Source organism: Actinomyces naeslundii, assembly GCF_001956585.1.
Taxonomy (GTDB): domain Bacteria; phylum Actinomycetota; class Actinomycetes; order Actinomycetales; family Actinomycetaceae; genus Actinomyces; species Actinomyces naeslundii.
On sequence record NZ_MSRR01000009.1, the window covers coordinates 90,493 to 109,318 of the forward strand.

Consider the following 18,826-nt stretch of genomic DNA (forward strand, 5'->3'; position numbering starts at 1 on the left):
GCGCCCGGCGGTCCCAGCCGGCCCGGCAGACTCGGGCACGCGGGCCGAGCTGCGGCTTGGAGGCAGTCTGCCAGGACGACGACGCAACGCCTAACCCTGAACGCCGGCGAGCGGGTCACCACGCACCGCACCCGTCCCCTGTGCCCGGCAGCACCTCCCGGTTAGGCTATTTCCATGACGCCCTCCCCCTCTCCCAGCTTCACGGTGCGCGCTGTCCTGTGGGACATGGACGGTACCCTCATGGACTCCCAGCCCTTCTGGGACGAGGCCTTCATCCACCACTGCCAGGCCCTGGGCGGCGACCCGCGCCCCGAGCTCGTCGCCCGAATGACTGGCGCATCCATTCGCACGGCCCGCGAGCTCATCGCCGCCACTGGCGCCACCCGCTCCTGGGACGATCCAGCCACGCAGGAGGTCTTCGAGGCGATCGCGCACGACGTCGAGGCCTCCGTGAGCGCCGCCCCTCCGTTGCTGCCCGGCGCACTGCGGATCACCTCGGCACTGGCGGAGGTGGGGCTGGCTCAGGCGATCGTCTCGGCCTCGCCCCGCAAGATCGTCGAGAAGGTGGCCTCCGCGCTCGGCGACGTCTTCGCGGTCCTGGTCACCGGCGACGACGGCGTCGGGGCCAAGCCCGACCCACGGCCCTACGCCACGGCGGTCGAGCGCCTCGACCTGAGCCCCGAGGACTGCGTCGTCGTCGAGGACTCCCCCACGGGAGCGGCCTCGGCCCGAGGCAACGGGATCCACGTCGTGCAGATCGGCGCGCAGAAGCACTTCCCGGCTGACCCCGGCCTCGTCGTCGTCCCGGACCTGGCCTCGATCACCCCGCACCTGCTGCTGTGGGCACAGCGCTGAAACCGACCGACACGCCAATGACAACGGGCAGGCGTCCAGCCCGGAGCCGGCGCCAGGTATAGGACCGGCTCGGAAGCCAGGGGCTCCCGAGCCGGATGGGATGAATAGGGATCTGAGTGGTGATTCGTCGAGGACCTGTGCGCAGCGTTGCGACGCAGCGCCTCAGGCCGCGTTAGGCCACGTTAGGCCGCCTTGGGTCGCTGCGGGGTCTCCGGGGTCTCCTGGAGCGCCCACTGGCTGCGCAGGCAGTCGACGTAGAGACGGATCTCCGCCACCAGGTCGGTGTCTAGGGACTCCGCGGCGGCCGTCTGGGGCGTCGTCGAGCACAACCACTGCAGCTGGAGCCCATCGGTGAGGGCGACCAGGCTGCGCGCCACGAGGCGCGAGGGCATCTGCGGGTCCACGAGTCCGGCGGCCTTACCGGCCTCGAAGCTGGCCTCGAACCGCTCGACAGCACCGTTGAGGTGGTTGGCCATCCAACGGTGCGCGGGATGCGCAGCATCGAGGACCGAGACCGCCGTGGCGGTGTAGATCGCTGTGAGGTCGCGGTGAGCGACGTTGCGCTCGAGCAGCTCGATGTAGCGGTCCAGCAGCGACCACGGGTCGACGTCGATGTCAGGGGTGGCGGCAACCTCCAGGGTGTCCACGTTGCCAACGGTGTCCACGGGAGCGTCGACGACGTCCTCCCCCGAGGTCGGGGACTCCACGAGGATGCTCAGGGCGTCCTCGCGGTCGCGGCGCTCCAGCACCTTGGCGAAGAGCTCGTCCTTGGAGGAGAAGTGGTGCAGCAGCCCGGCTTTGGAAATGTCCGCTGCGTTGGCGATGTCGGCCAGGGAGGTGCCGGCATATCCGTGCTCTCCGAAGAGAACCACGGCTTCGTTGAGGATGCGTGCTCGCTTGTCCTCACTACCCGCTCGGGGGCGCCCGGGTCCTCGCCGCCTAGCCGGGGAAGCTTGAGGCGAAGTCGGGGTACTGACAGTGTTCATGGCCGAATCATGGCACCTTCCAGTAAGGGAATTGCAAGGCAGAATGGCCCTGTTCGGAATAATCCGCTCAAGTGTGACCTCCATGTGCCCTGCCCGTGACGTGGGTGACGACAAGATCTCTGTTGTCGCACTATTAACCAGCCCCTACCAGCACAGAGATCCCCAACCATGCGGTCTGTTGCGGCTACTGGGATCTCCACCCCTCCCGAGTCTCCACCGGACGTCCAGATCCTCTTGTGAAAACGCACAGGTTCGCATGGCAATGGCGCTTATGTCACGATTCCGTAACACTTGCCTCAATCTTGTTTCCGGTTCAAATACAGGCAGCGGGCTGCACGCCGACGACGACATGCTCACCCGCGCGGCAGAGGTCTTCACCGACACCCGGGCCATCAGGACTCAGCCACCCGACGCCAACAGACCACACACCCGACAGCTCTCGACTTTTATCTTGAGATATCAACCTAAAGTCGCCTCAGAGAAGATGTCGACCTCCAGAGGTCGCATGTGACCTTGCGCGCGCCGGGGTACCTCCCAGCAGGTTAACCGGGCGCGGGCGCCCTACGATGGCGATATGCGCCCCTCGACCCCGCAGCCGCCGCGGCGCCCCTCCCGCCTCAGGCGGAGCCCCGGCCGCGCCTCGTCGTCGGCACCCGGACGCCGCAAGACTCCTGCCTCGCTGCGCCGCAGCCCGGCCGGGCAGCACTCCACGCATCGACATTCGTCGGATGAGCCCGCCCCCGCCAGCAGACGCGCCCTTGTCGTCGCTCGGCGCGAGCGTCGGCGCCGCCGGGGCCGCAGCCGACTCCTCTACGGCGCCACCTTCCTGGTAGCGATCGTCCTCGTCATCGCCGGACTGCGCATCTGGGGCCTCCACCCCGGCTTCGCCCTGTCGCTCGACTCGGCCGCCACTGCGACGCCCTCGCCGGCGCCGGCGGAGGCGGCCGCGCCATCAGCCGCACCGAGCGCGAGCCAGGCGGCCTCGCCGACGTCGACCCCCTCCGCGACACCGACTCCATCGGCCTCGGCGCTCCCCTCCCCACGGCTGGACACCGAGGGATTCGCACACTCCGACGCCGTCGGAAACGGCAAATGGACGATCGCTCCGGCCGCCAAAGTCTCCCGGCCTGCAGCCGCAACCGTTTACCGCTACGTTCTGCGCGTCGAGGGCGGCACCCACGTCGACGCCGCGGCGGCGGCCCCCATCGTGGAGCGCATCCTCAATGACGCGCGCGGCTGGCCAACCGCGCAGAACACCTCCTTCCAGCCGGTGGCGGACCCCGCCGCGGCGGACCTGACCATCAACATCGCCACGCCGCCGACTGCGGACTCCTTGTGCTCGCCGCTGGACACCGGTGGCATGTGGAACTGCCGCAACGCGAACAACGTGGTCATCAACTCCGACCGCTGGAACTGGGGCGCTGTCACCTTCCCCGACGTCGACTCCTACCGCACTTACGTGACCAACCACGAGGTGGGGCACTTCCTCGGCCACGAGCACGAGTTCTGCGCCGGGGCCGGCCTCAAGGCCCCCCTCATGGCACAGCAGAGCCACGACCTCGCCGGCGGCTGCGTCTACAACCCCTGGCCGACTCAGGACAACCAGCCCGGCTGAGGCCGACGCCGCTGCGGACAGCACGAGGGGTGGGTCCACCTGCGCAGGTGGACCCACCCCTCATCGTGCCGTCACGGTCCCGCCCGTCGAGCAGGACCGGAGCGGGCGGTCGTCCCGACTCAGGCCGGTGACGCGGCCGAGGCCGACGACGGCAGGTGCGCCTCGCCCTCGGCTCGCAGCGTCAGGCCATCACTGCCGTCGACCCTGTCGACGACGACCTTCTGCCCGTCGAGGACCTCCCCGGCCAGCAGCATGCGGGCCAGACGGTCGCCGATCTCCCGCTGCACGAGGCGGCGCAGCGGACGGGCCCCGTAGGCGGGATCGTAGCCCTCATCGGCCAGCCAGCTGCGGGCGGCGCCGGTCACCTCCAGGCTCAGGCGCCGGTCCGTCAGGCGCTTGGCGATACGGGCCAGCTGGATCTCGACGATCTCGCCCAGCTCCTCCTTGGAGAGGGCCTCAAAGACGATGATGTCGTCGAGACGGTTGAGGAACTCCGGCTTGAAGGATGCCTGAACCACGCTCATGACCTCATTGCGCTTCTCCTCGGGGCTGGTGAGCGGGTCGGTGAGGAACTGGCTGCCCAGGTTCGAGGTGAGGACGAGGATGACGTTGCGGAAGTCGACCGTGCGCCCCTGGCCGTCGGTGAGGCGGCCGTCGTCGAGCACCTGCAGAAGGATGTCGAAGACCTCGGGGTGGGCCTTCTCGACCTCGTCGAGCAGGACGACGGAGTAGGGCCGACGCCGTACGGCCTCGGTGAGCTGGCCGCCCTCCTCGTAGCCGACGTACCCGGGCGGGGCACCCACGAGGCGCGCCACGGAGTGCTTCTCGGAGTACTCGGACATGTCGATGCGCACGATGGCGCGCTCGTCGTCGAAGAGGAACTCGGCCAGGGCCTTGGCCAGCTCGGTCTTGCCCACACCCGTGGGACCCAGGAAGAGGAAGGAGCCGGTGGGGCGGTCGGGGTCGGAAATGCCGGCCCGCGAGCGACGCACCGCGTCGGCCACGGCGGCCACGGCGGCCTTCTGCCCGATGAGACGCTCGCCGATGACCTCCTCCATGGTCAGGAGCTTCTCGGTCTCGCCCTGAAGGAGCTTGCCCACGGGGATCCCGGTCCAGGAGCCCACGACCTCGGCAATCTCGGGGGCGCCGACCTTCTCAGCGATCATCGGCTCGCCGGCGGCCTCCTCGGCGGCATCGGCGGCCTCGGCCTCGCGGATCTGGCGCTCCAGGGCCGGCATGTCGCCGTAGCGCAGGCGACCGGCCTCCTCGAAGTTGCCCTCGCGCTCGGCCAGGTCGGCGCGGGTGCGCATCTCGTCCAGGGCGGCGCGCAGCTCGCCGACCTTGTTGTGGCCGGCCTTCTCGGCCTCCCAGCGGGCGTTGAGCGAGGCCAGCTCCTCGGAGGCGTCGGCCAGCTCGGCGCGCAGGCGCTCCAGGCGGTCGACGTCGGCCGGGTCGGCCTTGGTCACGTCCTCGATGGACTCGTCCAGGTAGGCCTCCTCCATGCGCATGCGGTCCACGCGGCGGCGCAGCTCGTCGATCTCAACGGGGCTGGAGTCGAGCTCCATGCGCAGCCGGGAGGCGGCCTCGTCGACCAGGTCGATGGCCTTGTCGGGCAGCTGGCGACCGGTGATGTAGCGGTCGGAAAGGGTCGCAGCGGCCACGAGGGCGCCGTCGGAGATGGTCACCTGGTGGTGGGCCTCGTACTTGGGGGCGATGCCGCGCAGGATGGCGACGGTGTCCTCGACGCTGGGCTCACCGACGAAGACCTGCTGGAAGCGGCGCTCCAGGGCGGGGTCCTTCTCGATGTTCTCGCGGTACTCGTCCAGGGTGGTGGCGCCCACCATGCGCAGCTCGCCTCGGGCCAGCATGGGCTTGAGCATGTTGCCGGCGTCCATGGCGCCCTCGGAGCCGCCACCCGCACCGACGACGGTGTGCAGCTCGTCGATGAAGGTGATGACCTCGCCGTCGGAGTCCTTGATCTCCTTGAGGACGGCCTTGAGGCGCTCCTCGAACTCGCCGCGGTACTTGGCGCCGGCCACCATCCCGGACAGGTCCAGGGCGATGAGGCGCTTGCCGCGCAGGGACTCGGGGACGTCGCCGGCCACGATGCGCTGGGCCAGGCCCTCGACGACGGCGGTCTTACCGACGCCGGGCTCACCGATGAGAACCGGGTTGTTCTTGGTGCGTCGGGACAGGACCTGCACGACGCGGCGGATCTCGGCGTCGCGGCCGATGACCGGGTCGAGGCGCCCCTCGCGGGCGGCCTCGGTGAGGTCGGTGCCGTACTTCTCGAGGGTCTTGTAGGTGCCCTCGGGGTTGGCGGAGGTGACCCGCGAGGAGCCGCGGACCTGGGGCAGGGCCTCGACGAGGGCCTCCGGGGTGGCGCCGGCATCGGCCAGGATGCGGGCCACGGTGGGGGTCGAGCCGGAGGCGTCGCCCTTGGCCAGGCCGATGAGCAGGTGCTCGGTGGAGATGTACTCGTCGGACAGCTCCTTGGCCGCCGTCGAGGCGGCCTCCAGGGCGGCCAGCAGGGCGCGCGAGGGCTGGGGCTGGGTCATCGAGGAGCCCGAGGAGGCGGGCAGCTGGGTCAGGATGCGGCGTGCGGAGGCGCCGACGGCCTGGCGGGCCGCGGCGTCGGGGCAGACGGCGGCCAGCAGTCCCGCGGCGACGCCGTCGGGCTGGGAGAGGAGCTCAACGAGCAGGTGCGCAGGCTCGATCTGGGGGTTGCCGGCCGCAGCGGCGGCCTGCATGGCCCCGGAGATCGCCTCCTGCGACTTCGTGGTGTAGTTCGTGTCCATACGGACCTCCTTCTTGAGGTTGGTGACGTCTTGCGTCTTCTGGTCACCTCAACCTTCGCAGAGTTGAGTCTATTCCACTCAACTTCCTGAACCGCCGGTGACGTGGACAACTCCCCAGGCAGCCTCGAACACGCCCCCACCGATGACCATTCGATGATCGCCTTCATTGTCGGCGCGCGACCGACCGTCTGAAACACCATCGTTCGATAACGCCGGTATGGTCACATCACCATAACGCCCTCACCCCGGAGAATTCATGAGAGCCGCACCTGCCGTCCTCGCCCTGAGCGCCGTCCTCGCCCTGGCCGGCTGCTCCCTCAGCAGCCCCTCGTCGGCAGGTTCAGCCGGAGCGACAGCCTCCACTTCCACGGCGACGACATCGAGCAGCGCCGAGGCAACCGCCCGGCCCAGCGCAAGCGCCTCCGGCAGCGCAGCCCCCTCCGTCCCGGCGGGCCACCAGGCGATCACCGCACCGACGGTCGGCGTCACCTTCGCCGTTCCCGAGGACTGGCAGGATCTCAACGCTCTCACCGAGGACCAGAAGACGCTCATCGCCCGTGTCCAGGGCGTCGACCCGACGACCTTCTCCCAGAAGCTCGCCAGCACTGACGCCTTCTACGGACTGTTCTCACCGAACAGCCGCTCCTTCAACAGCGCCGCCGTCGCCAAGGAGGCCGAGGCCTCTTCGACGCCTCCGTCCCAGGCGGGCCTGGACGAGTTCGTCACCCAGCGAGGCGGGACGCCGACGGGCTACTCCACCAGGCAGTCCACTCACGGCGAGGCCGCCATCGTCACCTCGACCGCACAGGTTCAGGGCAACCAGACTCCGGGAGCAGTCGTCGCCGTTCCGACGTCGTCGGGCACCTACGCGCGCATCGCCGTGACCGCCGGCAGCGAGCAGGAGGTCGACACCATCGTGTCCACCATCATCACGACGGCTCACTGACCGGCCCGCCGACTCGACGCCGGCCCCTCCGACGACCCAGCCACTGCAGGCCTTCGAGTCAGCACCATCGCCGGGAGAATTGCTTGACAGGACCCCGCGCACAGGCGCAACATATCGACTATCGATACATCGATAGTCGATACGGAGTGTCGTCATGACTGCCAGCACCGAAGCCGCCTCAGACTCAGACACCGATTCATCCCCCGACATCAGCGACGGGACCGCAGCCGACCAACCCTCTACAGACGACACCGACTCCGGCGCCGCCCCCGGTCACGACGCCGGAGTCGGCCCCGGCAGCCTGGCCTTCACCTCGTTCCTCCTGGCCCTGCTCTGCTTCTCCCCCTTCTACACGCTCGGCTCCAACCTGTGGGACCTCATCAACGGCCGCGGGCTGCTGATGGAGTTCACCGACAGCGACCCCGCACTGGACCGGCACCTGTCCTTCGGGCACACGACGGTGGAGATGATCAACGGTTACTCGGTGAGCTACGGGACCGTGCACGGAATGTCCGGCAGCGCACGGTTCTTCATCAGCCTGTTCATCATCATCCACCTCCTCCTCATCGCGTCCTGCGCCGTCGCCTTCGTCCGATTCATCGCCGCGATCCACCCGGACCGGAGAGGATTCGTCGATCACCTCTTCACTCGGGGCGGTCACCTGTTCTGGCTGCTCCTGGGCCAGGCGCTGAGCACCTTCACGCTGCACATGGCGGGTCTGGCGGTCTCCGACACGTACTTCACCGACGACCGCGCGGAAGCGGAATCGTTGACCGGGTTCATCCCCACCGGCAACGACATCCCGGCCCTCAAGAGCATCATCATCCTCATCCTCGCCACGCATCTGCTGCTCGCCCTGCACCGCGTCTACCAGCGCTCGAGCACCCTGGCCGCGGAGAACACGGTCCTGCGTCACGAGACCGAGGGGCTCGTGTGAGCCACGTCGTCTGCCACCTCGATGAGCTGCTGGCCACCCGCGGGATGACGCTCGTGGAGCTCTCCGAGAGGGTCGGAGTCACCACTGTCAACCTCTCGGTGCTCAAGAACGATCGCGCCAAGGCCATCCGCTACTCCACTCTCTGCGCCATCTGCGACGCCCTGGGTTGCTCGGTCGGCGAGCTGCTGGAGGTCGTCCCGGACTGACCGCCCCGTGAGTGTCCCGGGCGCCCCGCCCCACGCGATCCCTCGATGCCGGGTGGGGGAACGTAGGCTCGGAGCCGATGACCGACCCGCTCCGCCTCGTCCCTCAGCCCGATGGGCCCTCCACGCGCGTCGACGACGCCACCGTGGTCGTCCGCCGCGACGCGCTCCTGGCCCATGCGGCCGGCCTGCCCGGCGCCTGGGCGGGCGACAAGCCGGAGTGGGACATCCCCGTCGCCTCAGTGGGGCCCCGCCTGTTCCTCCTGCTCATCCCCCACACCGACGGCCGGCTGCTGGCCAACGTCAAGCTCGACCCCGAGGACGTCGTCGCCGTACGGAAGGCCTACAGCTGGGTGGGACCGGGTTTCCACCAGTCCAAGCGCCACTGGGTGAGCATCGACCTCACCGACCCCGGCTACCGCCCTGACGACGCCGCCGACATGGTGGAGGACTCCTACCGGCTCGTCCTGTCCCTCCTGACCCGACGTGTGCGCGAGGCCGTCCTCCTGGCCGACGCCGCGGGCTCCCCCGCCCGCCCCACCTGGCAGTGGTGACGGACTAAGTCAGGGGTGCCGCAGGTGACGCGGTTGTGCAAACCTGGCACTATTCAGGAGAGGCCATCGTCATCCGACGTCTGGCCACCCGACGGAAGGAGACACACATGGGACTTGACGACCTGGCGAAGAAGGCCGGTGACGCTCTCAGCTCCGACAAGGCCGAGGCGATCAGCGACAAGGCGCTGGATGCCGCAGCCGGCGCGGCCAAGAAGGCGACCGGCGGCAAGTACGACGACAAGATCGACACCGCCCGCGACGCCGTCGACGGCAAGCTCGGCACGGAGTGATCCATCTGGGAGCCTGCTTGACCCCAGGCACCGCGGTCTTCTGATCGCAGGAACGAGGGCCCCGCACCATGTGGTGCGGGGCCCTCGCCTGGTCCCGGTCCATCTGGGCTCCTCTCCCGGCCGCATCCGACGTCGGCCACCGCTGTCCGGCGTCATCGGCACAAAGACCCAGCTGTCTCCCACCGGGACGTCTCATCCGCGTCCCCTCGGGCTTGTCCGGCCCTTCCCTACTGCGCGTTGAGCGCGGCGGTCGGAGGAGTGCGGGAGGCTCGAACGGCCGGGTACACGCCGGCCAGCGCGCCGATGACGATGGTGACTCCCAGGCCGCCGGCGACGGCGATCACCGGCAGGGAGAAGGGCCAGCCGTTGGCGGCCGCCATCCCGGCAGTCACCCCGATCCCGATGACGCAGCCCAGGGCACCGCCCAGGGAGGCCAGCAGCAGTGCCTCCGTCATGAACTGCACCAGGATGTGACCGCGCATGGCGCCCAGGGAACGTCTCAGCCCGATCTCCCGTCGACGCTCGAGCACCGAGATGATCATCGTGTTGGCGACCCCGATACCGCCGACGAGCAGGGCGATCGAGCCCACGCCCAGCAGCAGGCTGGTGAAGGCCTTGTCAGCCGCGTTCTTGGCCTCCAACGCATCGGAGGGGCGCGAGACCTTGACCTCGTTGGGGGCCTGCGGCGAGATCGACGGCGCGAGCACCTGGCGCACCGTGGAGACGGCTGCGTCCTGGCTGCGCGTGTAGACCGTCGTCGGCTTGGCGTCGTGCCCCAGCAGGTTGCTGGCCACCCCCTGACCGACGAGGGCGGCGTTGTCGAGCTCGGGCGCCAGCACTACCGGCTTGAGAATGCCGACCACGGTGAACCAGTTGCCACCGAGCCACACCTTGGTTCCCGGCGAGACGACACCGAGGCGCTGGGCCGCCGTCTGTCCCAGGACCGTGGCGGGGTACTGGCTGGTGGCCTCGTTGAGCCAGGTGCCCTTGTCCACCTGCCCGGCCACGACGTCGAGCAGCGACTTGTCCGCGGCCAGGGTGGTGATACCGCCGGAGGCGTTCTTGTCGATGAACGGGGTGCGGTAGACCAGCGAGTTCTTGACCAGGCCGGTGCTCGAGGCGCTCTGGACGTTGTCGATGAGCCGGACCTTGCCGACGGTGTCCTGCGGCAGGGAGGAGGAGTTGCCGAAGAGGTCCTGACCGGCGGTGGCCGTCAGCAGGTTGGTCCCCAGGGAGTCGAGCTGGGCGGCCAGCTGGGCACGGCTGGAGGCCGAGATGCCCACCACCGAGATCATGGCGGCAATGCCGATGGCGATGCCCAGGGCGGAGAGGAAGGCACGGGTGGGGCGCGCCCTGATGCCGGTGCCTCCCAGGCGCAGCACGTCGGCCAGGCGCAGCCGCGAGCGCTGGAGGCGGCGGCCGGATCCGCCGGCCTGGCCGTTGCGGTCGCGGTCACGCCGGAGCGTAGACGTCGTCATGGACGATCTCCTTCTGGCTTGAGTCCCCCACGATCCGGCCGTCGCGGATGGCGATCTGCCGGGGAAGCTGGGCGGCCAGCTCGTTGTCGTGGGTGATGACGATGATCGTGGTGCCCTGAGAGTGGAGCTCGTGGAGGAGCTCGACGATCGAGGCCCCGGAGGTGGAATCGAGGTTTCCCGTGGGCTCGTCGGCCAGCAGCAGCGGGGGCTCGCCGACGACGGCCCGGGCAATGGCCACCCGCTGGCGCTCGCCGCCGCTCATCTGGTGGGGGCGGTGGTCGAGCCGGTGGGCCAGGCCCACGCGTTCGAGGGCGGCTCGGGCTCGACGACGCCGCTCGGAGCGGGGGACCCCGCTGTAGAGCAGGCCGTCGGCGACGTTGTCGACCGCGTTGACGCCGTCGGCCAGGTGGAACTGCTGGAAGACGAAGCCAATACGGCTGGCCCGCAGGGCCGAGAGCTTGGCGTCGGACAGGGAGCCGACGTCGACGCCGTCGATCTCGACGGTGCCCGCGCTGGGCCGGTCCAGGGTGCCGATGAGGTTGAGGAGCGTGGACTTGCCCGAGCCCGAGGGGCCGACGATGGCGACGAACTCGCCGTAGTCGATCTCCAGGCTCACGCCCGCACAGGCGGCCACGGGCGGCTCCCCGTAGGTTCGTTGCACGTCACGCAGGGACAGGATGCGGCTCATGTCTGCGGCACCACCACTCGCTGCCCCTCGGAGATGCCCTCGCCGGAGACCTCCACGCGCCCACCGGCGAACAGCCCGATGGTGACCGGCACCTTGCGGGTGGTGCCGTTGGACTCGACGATCTCGACGCCGTACTGGTTGGTGCTCAGGGCCAGCAGGGCCCCGACCGGCACCGACAGGACGCCCGCCCGCTTCTCGCTGGGCAGGTCGACGGTGACGGAGACCTCCTGGAAGTTGGCGGTCGCCGAGGCGTCGGCGAGGGTGACGGTGACGGGGATGACCCGTTCCTTGGAGTCACTGGAACCGGAGCCGGAGCCGGACCCGGAGCCCGATCCGGAGCCCGATCCGGAGCCGGAGGACTTCTCGGTGGGCGTGCCCACGGAGGTGATGGTGCCGGTGGTGGTCTTGGCGTCGGGCAGCTTGATGGTCACGGTGGTGCCGACGACGGCGAGCTTCTGGTCCGAGAGCTTGATGTTGGCGTCGACCACCTGAGTGGTGGAGGTGACGTCGTAGAGCTCGGTGTCGGCGGCGACACGGTCCCCCAGCCGGGCGGTGACCGTCCCCACGCGCATGTCCCCGGAGGTGAAGACCACGCGTCCCAGCGGGATGGTCCCGGTCTGAGGCATGTCGAGCTCCTTCTGCCACTTCATGATGGCGCTGGTGGTAGCCCAGCTGAAGTGGTCATCGGGCTCGTAGTCGAAGTAGCCCAGGTCCCTCAGGGCCGTCTCGAGCTGGCGAATGTCCTCGCCGTCCTCCATGCCTGCCTCGAAGCTGCGCCAGGCGGGCAGGGAGCCACGCATGAGGTAGGCGGTCTCGGTGCCCGTGCGGTAGAGGACATCGCCCTGGGTCAGGACGGTCCCGGAGGCGGGCACCTGGATGAGAACGCCCTCGAAGCCCGACTTGAACTTGCGCGAGTCGGAGTAGCGCAGGGTGCCGGTCACGGAGGTGTGCCCCTGAAGGTCCCCCTTGGTGATGGTGTCGGTGGCGCCGTTGAAGGTCGACGTCGTCGGCTTGGCCTTGGCCGCGAAGGGGCCCGACTTGGAGGCGAAGGCACCTGCGCCTACGCCCGCGGCCAGGACCGCGGCGGCCCCCATCGCCAGGAAGGCTCGACGCCGGGTGTGGCGCACCGTGCCCGCGTTGCCCGACGTGCTGGTCGAGTCGGTGGTCGAGCCGCCGTCGGCCTGAGTGGAGGTGGTGGTCTGATCCATGTGTATGCCTGTCTGAGTGTGTCTGCGCGGCGGCCCGGCCGTGCGAGCCTGTGGTCTGTCGGCACCCGGAGGGCGCCGCGTTACTTGTTCCCGATCTCGGAGAAGCACTTGTTCATGACGTCCTGGGGGATGTCGCCGTTGAGCTGGATGCCCTTGCCGGGCTCGGGGTCCGGGACGTCGTAGCCCTCCTTGCGCAGGCACTCGGTGGCCTTGACCAGGTCCTGCTGCGTCTCGGGCTTGGCGAGGTCCTCGGTGCCCGGGGCGGGGCCCACGGTCTGCTCGCACTCCTGGGCGGCCTTGTTGGCGGCCTCGGTGTCGGGGAACTGCATGTTGCCGTTGGAGTCGGGATCGGAGACGTCGATGCCCTTGTCTCGCATGCACTTGGCCATCTTGAGCAGGTACTCGTCGCCGCTGGTGGCGGAGGCGGAGGCGGCCGAGTCCGCCTTCGAGCCCTGAGAGCATCCGGTCATGAGTCCGACGGCGCACACGGCGCAGGTCAGTACCGTGGCGGCGCGGGTGATGATCCGGGTGTTGAGGGGCTTCTTCATGGGAGAGGGTCCTTTCGGCTCACGTGGGTCGGGGTGCGGTGACGCCCGTTCGTTCGGGGAACAGCCAACCGGGACCGGTGTTGCCATGAGGTTCACGATTTCGCTTATGTTGTGGCAACACGAGGGCTGGTTCGCTCATGGGACCGGCCGCATACACCACAGCGAAGGAGACACAGGGCAATGCGCGTACTCGTCGTGGAGGATGAGGAGTACCTGGCCGAGGCCATCGCCACCGGGCTGCGGCGCGAGGCGATGGCCGTCGACGTCGTCGGCGACGGGGCCAGCGCCCTGGAGCAGGTGGTGATCAACGACTACGACATCATCGTCCTGGACCGGGACCTGCCCGTCATCCACGGCGACGAGGTCTGCCGCCGAGTGGTCGCCGAGCACCCGAGCACACGGGTCCTCATGCTCACCGCGTCCCGGACGCTGGACGCGCGGGTGGGCGGCTTCGAGCTGGGAGCGGACGACTACCTCACCAAGCCCTTCGAGTTCCCCGAGCTGGTGGCTCGGCTGCGGGCCCTGGGGCGGCGCAGCCAGCCGGCCCGCACTCCGGTCCTCGATGCCCACGGGGTGCGCCTGGACCCCTTCCGTCGGGAGGTCTACCGCGACGGGCGCTTCATCAGGCTCAGCCCCAAGGAGTTCGCGGTCCTCCAGGTCCTCATGGAGGCCGAGGGCGGAGTCCTCAGCGCTGAGACGCTGCTGGAGAAGGCCTGGGACGCCAACGCCGACCCCTTCACCAACTCCACGCGGGTGACGATCTCGCACCTGCGCCGCAAGCTCGGCGAGCCCTGGGTCATTCAGACGGTTCCCGGTGCGGGCTACAGGTTCAGCGCATGAGCGGGCAGGGAGCTCAGAAGGCTCCGGCCGACGACGCGGTGCAGCACGGCAGCACCCGGCCAGGAGGCGAGGAGCGGTTGCGTCGTCCTCGGCGCCTGAGTATCCGAGCGCGCCTGACCCTGACCTACGCCGGGCTGGTGACGGCCGCCGGCGCGGTCCTCATCGCCCTGGTCTACTTCTACACGCGCTACGTCACGCTCTCCATCGCCTTCGACCCGCCTCAGCAGATTCCTCTCATCGACGCGACGACTCCGCAGGCCGCCAAGGTGGACACGAACCTGTTCGAGCTGCTGAGCGCCATCCTGCGCTCCGCGGTCGGGATGCTGATGATACTGGCAGTGGTCTCCGGGACGGTCGGCTGGGTGCTGGCCGGACGGATGCTGCGTCCGCTGTCCTCGATGAATGCGGCGGCCAAGCGCGCCGCCTCGGGCGACCTCAGCCAACGCCTGGCCCTGTCCGGGCCGCGCGATGAGATCCACGACCTGGCGGACACCTTCGACAACATGCTGGCCTCACTGGAGCGCTCCTTCTCCGTGCACCGCCGCTTCGCGGCCAACGCCTCCCACGAGCTGCGGACGCCCCTGGCCACGACGCAGACGATGATCGACGTCGCCCTGTCGGACCCGCAGGCCTCCGCCGAGGACCTGCGGCGGGTTCTGACCCGGGTGCTGGAGACCAACCGAGCCAATCGGGAGACGATCGACGCTCTGCTGGACCTGGCCGACGCCCAGTCCGGGAAGCTGGCCCGAGAGGACGTGGACATGGAGGCCACGGTCCGCGATGCCCTGAGCGTCATCGCCCCCGAGGTGGCCGAGCGCGACCTGCAGGTCTCCACCCACCTGCTGCCCGCCCGGGTCCCGGGCGATCCGGTGCTGCTGCGCCAGAGCGTCTCCAACCTGCTGCGCAATGCGGCCCGCTACAACGTCGACGGCGGGCGGATCACGGTCGGCATGGCGCACCTGGACGACGGCGTCCGGCTGACGATCCGCAACGACGGCCCCCTGGTGGCGGCCGATAGCGTGGAGTCCCTGCGTGAGCCCTTCGTCCGCGGCGAGGGGCGGGGGCGGACCCGGGGATCCGGGCACGGACTGGGGCTGGCGATCGTGACGGCTGTGGCCACCGCCCACGGCGGAGCCCTCGAGCTGAGCGCCAACCCCGACGGCGGGCTGACCGCCGTCCTCGAGATTCCCGGAGGCGAGGTCGAACCCGACTCGCACGCACCGGTCACCAACGGCTGACGGCCGCCAACCACGGGGGCCGGCGACCGTCGGAGTCAAGCAGCTGGTGCGGCGGATACAAGGGTCCGCCGGGGAGCTGCTAGTTCTTCTTACCGGAGTTGATGACGAGCTCGAGGAAGAGCCGGATCAGACCGATCTGCACGAAGGTCCAGGGAGCGTCGAAGAGCAGGCTCAGCAGGAACCTGCCGAAGTTGAAGTTCCGACTCTGCGACTCGATGTCATAGGCACCGTTGAGGTCACCGGTGTTGTAAGCCGAGTAGAGCCAGTTAACGACCAGGGCGATGGCGGCGATGTAGAAGAGCACCTTGCCGAACTTCTCGGCGAAGGGCTTGGCGGTATCGAAGAGATTGCCCATGAAACTGTCCCCGGCCTGCGCCGGCGGGAAGGGCTGCCCCGGTGCGCCGGGGGCACCAGGAGCACCGGGGGCGCCCTGGAACTGCTGCTGGGGCGGGTAGGGCTGACCCGTGGCCGGAGCAGAGGGGGCGGAGGGCTGCTGCTGGTAGAAGGGCTGACCGGGGTTGGGGGGCTGAGTCATGAGACTGTTCGCTTCCTTCAGTGTTGGGGACGCAGGCAGGCTACCGTGTCTACTCTGCCCTGTGAAACGAACAGGTCAACCCTCACATTGTGCGAGGCGACTCACAGCCTCCGGGACGTAGCGAGACAACACGCTGTGACAGCGATTATTCACCGTTCCGCCACGTGAGCGCCCCAGGAGACGGGCACCCACCGTTGCCGCGGGCGAAAGTGCTCACCATCGCTCCTTGAGCCGGTGCGTTCCTTTTTTCAGTGAACCAGACCGTAGGCGTCGGAGGAGGCAGCCGTCTCCATCGGGAGGACAGGGGCGGGAGGCGCTGGGAGGCGGCGTCGGCGCTCGCTGCGGGCGACGGCGGTGCGCAGCAGGGTCTCGAAGGGACCGGAGTGACCGCCGCGCTCGAGCACCGCGCACAGGCCGACCGTCGCCAGCCAGACCGCCACCGCGATCCCAGCGGCCCACGCCTCACCCAGGTGGAGCTCCATGCCAGTCAGTGCGGGCAGGGCTAGGAAGATGATGGCGAAGAGGAAGGTCTGGGAGAGGTAGGCGGTCATGGAACGACGCCCCACATTGGAGGCCAGCTTGCGCAGCCCCGTCAGCCGACCATCCGGTCTCGGCCCACCGGCGTAGAGGGCCAGCAGAGCGAGCCAACCGCAGGCCCCGGCCAATCCGGTCACCTCGTGAAGCGGAGCAGTCCAGCCGGCCAGGGTCCCGCCCGTGGCCCAGATGCCGTACCCGATGCCACCCGCGGCCCCGATCCCCAGGCCGCCCAGACCGACGCCCGTCAGCAGGCGGCGGTACCGCTCAGGATGGGCGAGGAAGTCTGTGTCGGCCAAGCGAGCACCGAGGAACATCGCCGGGACCACCATGGAGAAGAGCACCGTTGCGACCGAGTTCCCGGCCCAAGAGGTGACACCGTGGGAGACATAGGACAAGAGGGTCGTAGCCGATTCGCCGGCCCCCTGCTTCATGACCGCCGCAGCGCTCAGACCCTGGGCCGCAACATGAGTGCTCATGGTGTGCATCGTCGAGATGGTGGCGAGAGTGACGACGGCGCTGACGGCCATGGCCCGCTTGCGGTGCTTGCGGGTCAGCCATCCGGCGAAGATAACGGCGGCCAGCCCGTAGGTACCGATGATGTCGCCGGAGAAGAGCACGGCGTGAACAGCGCCGAAGAGGATCATCCACAGGCCCCGGCGCCGCACCAGGCGGCGGGCGTCGACGGTGGCCTGCTCACGGGCCCAGGCCTCCTCCTGCTCCGTCGGCTCACGCCCGGCCTCCACGCCGGGGAGGGACTCGAGATAGGACCTGGCACCAGAGGTGATGCGCCGGTTGACCATGGTGGCCAGCCCGAAGCCGAACAGCATCGCGAACAGCGGATAGGCCCGGTGGTCGACCAGGAGGGTACGCGCCCATAGCCAGACCGTGTCGACGGCGTCACTGGGAGCCGAGGAGCGCGTCGTCGCCACCCAGAAGGGGATGTTGGCCAGAGCGATGAACAGGAGCATGAATCCACGGGCCACATCCGGGGCTGGGAAACGCTGGCCCCGGGAGCCGGTGAAGGAGGTCGCGAGTTTCATGTCTTCCACGGTAGGAAGCCGCGGTGTTGCACACCTCCCCCGCCAGGGCTGTTCTCCGGCTTTGTTCCTCTCCCACCCGAGGGGGGTGAGGAAGGCCCTGCCCCTCCTCCCGGAGGACCAGGGCCCTTCATCCTGACGGCTGCCTGATCGTGCGCCGGCGAGCAGCCGCCGTGAGCTCATCGTCCGCTCAGCACTGCGCCGGATCAGGCGTCATCGGGTTGGACGGTCGGCGGCGCTGCCGTCGCCCGCTCACGCTCGCTGCGGGCGACGGCGGTGCGCAGCAGGGTCTCGAAGGGACCGGCGTGACCACCGCGCTCGAGCACCGCGCACAGGCCGACCGTCACCAGCCAGACCGCCACCGCGATCCCAGCGGCCCGGACCTCGCCCAGGTGGAGCTGGATACCGGTCAGGGCGGGAAGGGCCAGGAAGATGGTGGCGAAGAGGAAGGTCTGGGAGAGGTAGGCGGTCATGGAGCGACGCCCCACATTGGAGGCCAGCTTGCGCAGCCCCGTCAGCCGACCATCCGGTCTCGGCCCACCGGCGTAGAGGGCCAGCAGAGCGAGCCAGCCGCAGGCCCCGGCCAGCCCCGCCACCTGGTGCAGAGGAACGGCCCAGAGGTTCAAGGAACCTCCCGTGGCCCACTGAGCGACCCCAATACCGCCCACGGCCCCGATCCCCAGGCCGCCCAGACCGACGCCGGTCAGGAGCCGGCGGTGCCGCTCAGGATGGGCGATGAGGTCGGTGTCGGCCAGGCGGGCACCGAGGAACATCGCCGGAACCACCAACGATATCGGCGTCGTACTCAGGTTGACGGCCCAGGAGGTGACACCGTGGGAGACGTAGGACAAGAGGGTTGTAGCCGATTCGCCGCCCCCCGCGCGCATATCCGTCGCCGAGGCCGCACCCTGGGAGGTCATGAAACTCTCGATGACGAAGGTGATGACGACGCAGGCAACGACAACGACGGCGCAGAGGACCGCTGCCCGCTTCCAGTGCTTGCGGGCGAGCCATCCGGCGAAGATGACGGCGACCAGCCCGTAGGCAGCGATGACGTCACCGGAGAAGAGCACGGCGTGGGCCGCGCCGAAGAGGACCATCCACAGGCCACGGCGCCGCACCAGGCGACGGGCGTCCACGGTGGCCTGCTCACGGGCCCAGACCTCCTCCTGCGCCGTCGGCTCACGCCCGGCCTCCACACCGGGGAGGGACTGAAGATAGTTCTCCGTCCCGGAGGCGATGCGCCGGTTGACCATGGTGGCCAGTCCGAAGCCGAACAGCATCGCGAACAGCGGATAGGACCGGGCGTCGATCAGAAGAGTGCGCACCCACAACCAGGCCGTGTCTGAGGCATCGTTGGGGGCCGAGACCCGCGCCACGCCGGTCCAGAAGGTGATATTGGCCAGGGAGATGAGCAGGAGCATGAAGCCACGGGCCACATCCGGGGAGGGATAACGCACCCCCCTGGTGCCGGTGAACGATGTCGCGAGTTTCATGCCCCCACGGTAGGAAGTCCCTGTGATCCACGCCTCC

General features: G+C 69.2%; 18 protein-coding genes. 9 read left to right on the forward strand and 9 right to left on the reverse strand.

Translation table 11 applies throughout. The features are described from left to right. Positions 1 to 174: 174 nt before the first annotated feature. Entirely contained in the window at positions 175 to 855 is a 681-nt protein-coding gene (locus BKH33_RS05035; RefSeq protein ID WP_003779742.1) for an HAD family hydrolase, read from the forward strand. 182 nt (positions 856 to 1,037) lie between these two features. On the opposite strand, the gene BKH33_RS05040 is transcribed toward BKH33_RS05035, so the two are convergent. Then, entirely contained in the window at positions 1,038 to 1,841 is an 804-nt protein-coding gene (locus tag BKH33_RS05040) for a TetR/AcrR family transcriptional regulator (protein ID WP_256700215.1), read from the reverse strand. Positions 1,842 to 2,415: 574 nt separating this feature from the next. On the opposite strand from BKH33_RS05040, the gene BKH33_RS05045 reads away from it, so the two are divergent. Further along, entirely contained in the window at positions 2,416 to 3,456 is a 1,041-nt protein-coding gene (locus tag BKH33_RS05045; RefSeq protein ID WP_081395417.1) for a DUF3152 domain-containing protein, read from the forward strand. A gap of 119 nt (positions 3,457 to 3,575) precedes the next feature. Here BKH33_RS05045 and clpB read toward each other — a convergent pair whose 3' ends face one another. Continuing rightward, complete coding sequence (gene clpB, locus BKH33_RS05050; protein ID WP_003780732.1) at positions 3,576 to 6,254, reverse strand: ATP-dependent chaperone ClpB; 2,679 nt, start codon at positions 6,252 to 6,254, stop codon at positions 3,576 to 3,578. A 256-nt stretch (positions 6,255 to 6,510) separates the two neighbouring features. Between clpB and BKH33_RS05055 the strand changes: the two genes are divergently transcribed. From BKH33_RS05055 to BKH33_RS05075, 5 genes are all read left to right on the forward strand, one after another. After that, on the forward strand, positions 6,511 to 7,200 hold the full coding sequence (locus tag BKH33_RS05055) for a hypothetical protein (protein WP_003780731.1): 690 nt from the start codon (positions 6,511 to 6,513) through the stop codon (positions 7,198 to 7,200). Between the two features lie 154 nt (positions 7,201 to 7,354). Then, entirely contained in the window at positions 7,355 to 8,137 is a 783-nt protein-coding gene (locus BKH33_RS05060; RefSeq protein ID WP_003780733.1) for a hypothetical protein, read from the forward strand. Next, on the forward strand, positions 8,134 to 8,343 hold the full coding sequence (locus BKH33_RS05065) for a helix-turn-helix domain-containing protein (RefSeq protein ID WP_003780728.1): 210 nt from the start codon (positions 8,134 to 8,136) through the stop codon (positions 8,341 to 8,343). The genes BKH33_RS05060 and BKH33_RS05065 overlap by 4 nt, the downstream gene beginning before the upstream one ends. A 77-nt stretch (positions 8,344 to 8,420) precedes the next feature. After that, entirely contained in the window at positions 8,421 to 8,894 is a 474-nt protein-coding gene (locus tag BKH33_RS05070) for an MmcQ/YjbR family DNA-binding protein (RefSeq protein ID WP_003780729.1), read from the forward strand. A 107-nt stretch (positions 8,895 to 9,001) separates the two neighbouring features. Continuing rightward, on the forward strand, positions 9,002 to 9,184 hold the full coding sequence (locus BKH33_RS05075; protein WP_003780734.1) for an Rv0909 family putative TA system antitoxin: 183 nt from the start codon (positions 9,002 to 9,004) through the stop codon (positions 9,182 to 9,184). Positions 9,185 to 9,411: 227 nt separating this feature from the next. Here BKH33_RS05075 and BKH33_RS05080 read toward each other — a convergent pair whose 3' ends face one another. The 4 genes from BKH33_RS05080 to BKH33_RS05095 all read right to left on the reverse strand — a co-directional run bounded on the left by BKH33_RS05080 (position 9,412) and on the right by BKH33_RS05095 (position 13,106). Beyond that, positions 9,412 to 10,662: an ABC transporter permease gene (locus BKH33_RS05080; protein WP_003783379.1), complete on the reverse strand. Its 1,251-nt coding sequence runs from the start codon at positions 10,660 to 10,662 to the stop codon at positions 9,412 to 9,414. Further along, positions 10,637 to 11,350, reverse strand: a complete 714-nt coding sequence (locus tag BKH33_RS05085; RefSeq protein WP_003783389.1) for an ABC transporter ATP-binding protein — start codon at positions 11,348 to 11,350, stop codon at positions 10,637 to 10,639. The genes BKH33_RS05080 and BKH33_RS05085 overlap by 26 nt, the downstream gene beginning before the upstream one ends. Then, a complete protein-coding gene (locus BKH33_RS05090) occupies positions 11,347 to 12,558 on the reverse strand; it encodes a peptidoglycan-binding protein (RefSeq protein ID WP_076142613.1) in 1,212 nt (403 codons plus the stop codon). The genes BKH33_RS05085 and BKH33_RS05090 overlap by 4 nt, the downstream gene beginning before the upstream one ends. Before the next feature lie 80 nt (positions 12,559 to 12,638). After that, positions 12,639 to 13,106, reverse strand: a complete 468-nt coding sequence (locus tag BKH33_RS05095; RefSeq protein WP_003783387.1) for a hypothetical protein — start codon at positions 13,104 to 13,106, stop codon at positions 12,639 to 12,641. Between the two features lie 180 nt (positions 13,107 to 13,286). On the opposite strand from BKH33_RS05095, the gene BKH33_RS05100 reads away from it, so the two are divergent. Beyond that, the gene (locus BKH33_RS05100; RefSeq protein ID WP_003783383.1) at positions 13,287 to 13,946 is read left to right on the forward strand and encodes a response regulator transcription factor; all 660 of its coding nucleotides are present in this window, start codon (positions 13,287 to 13,289) and stop codon (positions 13,944 to 13,946) included. Continuing rightward, entirely contained in the window at positions 13,943 to 15,184 is a 1,242-nt protein-coding gene (locus tag BKH33_RS05105) for a sensor histidine kinase (protein WP_003783386.1), read from the forward strand. The genes BKH33_RS05100 and BKH33_RS05105 overlap by 4 nt, the downstream gene beginning before the upstream one ends. A 79-nt stretch (positions 15,185 to 15,263) precedes the next feature. Here the strand turns inward: BKH33_RS05105 and BKH33_RS05110 are convergent, their stop codons facing one another. The 3 genes from BKH33_RS05110 to BKH33_RS05120 form a co-directional block, all read right to left on the reverse strand. After that, positions 15,264 to 15,719: a hypothetical protein gene (locus BKH33_RS05110; protein WP_003783395.1), complete on the reverse strand. Its 456-nt coding sequence runs from the start codon at positions 15,717 to 15,719 to the stop codon at positions 15,264 to 15,266. 248 nt (positions 15,720 to 15,967) lie between these two features. Then, the gene (locus BKH33_RS05115) at positions 15,968 to 17,296 is read right to left on the reverse strand and encodes a DUF418 domain-containing protein (RefSeq protein ID WP_003783393.1); all 1,329 of its coding nucleotides are present in this window, start codon (positions 17,294 to 17,296) and stop codon (positions 15,968 to 15,970) included. 203 nt (positions 17,297 to 17,499) lie between these two features. Then, positions 17,500 to 18,789, reverse strand: a complete 1,290-nt coding sequence (locus tag BKH33_RS05120; protein WP_043539395.1) for a DUF418 domain-containing protein — start codon at positions 18,787 to 18,789, stop codon at positions 17,500 to 17,502. Between the last annotated feature and the right edge of the window lie 37 nt (positions 18,790 to 18,826).

What these genes read in the sequence shown, in the direction of transcription:
- BKH33_RS05080 (WP_003783379.1), bottom strand. Translation starts at nt 10,662, where the DNA reads ATGACGACGTCTACGCTCCGGCGTGACCGCGACCGCAACGGCCAGGCC.
- BKH33_RS05045 (WP_081395417.1), top strand. Translation starts at nt 2,416, where the DNA reads ATGCGCCCCTCGACCCCGCAGCCGCCGCGGCGCCCCTCCCGCCTCAGG.
- BKH33_RS05100 (WP_003783383.1), top strand. Translation starts at nt 13,287, where the DNA reads ATGCGCGTACTCGTCGTGGAGGATGAGGAGTACCTGGCCGAGGCCATC.
- BKH33_RS05120 (WP_043539395.1), bottom strand. Translation starts at nt 18,789, where the DNA reads ATGAAACTCGCGACATCGTTCACCGGCACCAGGGGGGTGCGTTATCCC.
- BKH33_RS05115 (WP_003783393.1), bottom strand. Translation starts at nt 17,296, where the DNA reads ATGAAACTCGCGACCTCCTTCACCGGCTCCCGGGGCCAGCGTTTCCCA.
- BKH33_RS05070 (WP_003780729.1), top strand. Translation starts at nt 8,421, where the DNA reads ATGACCGACCCGCTCCGCCTCGTCCCTCAGCCCGATGGGCCCTCCACG.
- BKH33_RS05035 (WP_003779742.1), top strand. Translation starts at nt 175, where the DNA reads ATGACGCCCTCCCCCTCTCCCAGCTTCACGGTGCGCGCTGTCCTGTGG.
- BKH33_RS05040 (WP_256700215.1), bottom strand. Translation starts at nt 1,841, where the DNA reads ATGAACACTGTCAGTACCCCGACTTCGCCTCAAGCTTCCCCGGCTAGG.
- BKH33_RS05090 (WP_076142613.1), bottom strand. Translation starts at nt 12,558, where the DNA reads ATGGATCAGACCACCACCTCCACTCAGGCCGACGGCGGCTCGACCACC.
- BKH33_RS05105 (WP_003783386.1), top strand. Translation starts at nt 13,943, where the DNA reads ATGAGCGGGCAGGGAGCTCAGAAGGCTCCGGCCGACGACGCGGTGCAG.
- BKH33_RS05075 (WP_003780734.1), top strand. Translation starts at nt 9,002, where the DNA reads ATGGGACTTGACGACCTGGCGAAGAAGGCCGGTGACGCTCTCAGCTCC.
- BKH33_RS05060 (WP_003780733.1), top strand. Translation starts at nt 7,355, where the DNA reads ATGACTGCCAGCACCGAAGCCGCCTCAGACTCAGACACCGATTCATCC.
- BKH33_RS05055 (WP_003780731.1), top strand. Translation starts at nt 6,511, where the DNA reads ATGAGAGCCGCACCTGCCGTCCTCGCCCTGAGCGCCGTCCTCGCCCTG.
- BKH33_RS05095 (WP_003783387.1), bottom strand. Translation starts at nt 13,106, where the DNA reads ATGAAGAAGCCCCTCAACACCCGGATCATCACCCGCGCCGCCACGGTA.
- BKH33_RS05085 (WP_003783389.1), bottom strand. Translation starts at nt 11,350, where the DNA reads ATGAGCCGCATCCTGTCCCTGCGTGACGTGCAACGAACCTACGGGGAG.
- BKH33_RS05110 (WP_003783395.1), bottom strand. Translation starts at nt 15,719, where the DNA reads ATGACTCAGCCCCCCAACCCCGGTCAGCCCTTCTACCAGCAGCAGCCC.
- clpB (WP_003780732.1), bottom strand. Translation starts at nt 6,254, where the DNA reads ATGGACACGAACTACACCACGAAGTCGCAGGAGGCGATCTCCGGGGCC.